This window comes from Vibrio sp. Vb1554 (assembly GCF_033344235.1).
Genome location: NZ_JAWPOJ010000226.1, coordinates 1 through 1,321 on the forward strand (window position 1 = coordinate 1; position 1,321 = coordinate 1,321).

2 protein-coding genes are annotated in these 1,321 nt (G+C 39.5%); one reads left to right on the forward strand and one right to left on the reverse strand.

Annotation, left to right across the window (positions count from 1 at the left end; genetic code table 11):
- Positions 1–521 precede the first annotated feature (521 nt).
- Positions 522–737 (reverse strand): hypothetical protein, encoded by a 216-nt coding sequence (locus R8N28_RS25160; RefSeq protein ID WP_031819061.1) that lies wholly within the window; start codon positions 735–737, stop codon positions 522–524.
- Positions 738–895: 158 nt separating this feature from the next.
- Here R8N28_RS25160 and R8N28_RS25165 point away from each other — a divergent pair, with 158 nt between their 5' ends.
- Positions 896–1,144, forward strand: coding sequence for a hypothetical protein (locus tag R8N28_RS25165; protein WP_005398517.1), 249 nt, complete (start codon positions 896–898; stop codon positions 1,142–1,144).
- Positions 1,145–1,321: the final 177 nt, after the last annotated feature.

Below are 1,321 nucleotides of genomic sequence, written 5' to 3' on the forward strand. Positions count from 1 at the left end.
TGGACAGCTTGCCTGTCCAAACTTTTCCACATGAGCGCTAACTCTACTGAATTGGAAAAGCCTTCTCGTGTCGATGTGTGCGGAAACCTTTTGCAATTTGTATTAAGCCAGCATACACAAAGTGCACTCGCTGCGCTCATTTCTCTGTGAACTGGAAAGGGACGCTGACGCTCCCTTTACCCTCGTAAAACATCCTGTCGCCTCGCTTTGCTCGTTGCCGGTTTGCTTTTCCTAGTCAAAACACTTCGCTTATTGGACCAGGAAAAACAAACTTGATCTTCATGTGTGGAAATGGACGTTACGGGGTGATTTTTAATTGAAATGCGTAGTCTTGTTTTTGCGCTGTAAATCGCTTCAGAAGCGTCACAAACTTACAAGGCAGTATGGAAGCATATTGCCTTGATCAAGCGTCCTAAATCTTCGCTACGAGCGTCTGAGGGGGTCTGAGGCGTGTTTTTGGTAGCTAACTCGCCCGTTTAACATAATAGGAATAATAATCACCACCACAACGTTATGTTGCTTTAAATTATGAGCTTCTTTGCTTCGATTTGAAGCCATTCAAATGTGTTTTTGGGCTCTCCATGCATTTCCATTTGATGCCAAAGTTTTTCAAATGACAAAATAGTGACTTGTAGAGCAACTTCTTCATTTCCAATTTCCATTGTTAAATTTTCGAGAAGTTTAATCGTATGAGCATCTACTAAAGTGTCGTATTTTTTTATTTTACACAAAGCCATAACGCAATACTCACAAAGTGTTGATATGCATGTAACTTTATAATAGTGCTCAATTGCGTATATAGTGGTTTTTTTTGGCCTAAGTCTATTAAGAACGTTCAATTGCTCACACAAACCTCGTCTTAAATATGCTGTGTATGAGATAAATGGGATAAAGCGTGAAACTAAAAATTTATTTTAAAACATCGAATAACAAAGGCTTTGAAATCGCATCATATCAAGAACATTACGAGACAATTGTTGCTCAATGGCTTTCGTTAGGTCGTACACTAGAATCGAGTTCTTTTTTCCTTGTGCTGTACGATGATGATGGTAAGTGTGTAGATGCCAAATATCTTTCAAAAAATAATTTTAGTCGATTGCTGATAGAGTGGGACTGCTTTGGTTTAAAAGAAAGTAATGAGTAATTTAACGTAACACTCGTTGTGCGAACTGAACGATAGAACGCAAAAGGTTGCCCAAACCGGCGACCTTTTTTACATCTGGCAGATACGAAAAACGCCTCCCAATGGGAGGCGTTTTTCTTGAGGACGTTCATTACCTTAGAAAAGGATCGTTGAGATCCCAGCTCTTTGGTTGTAATC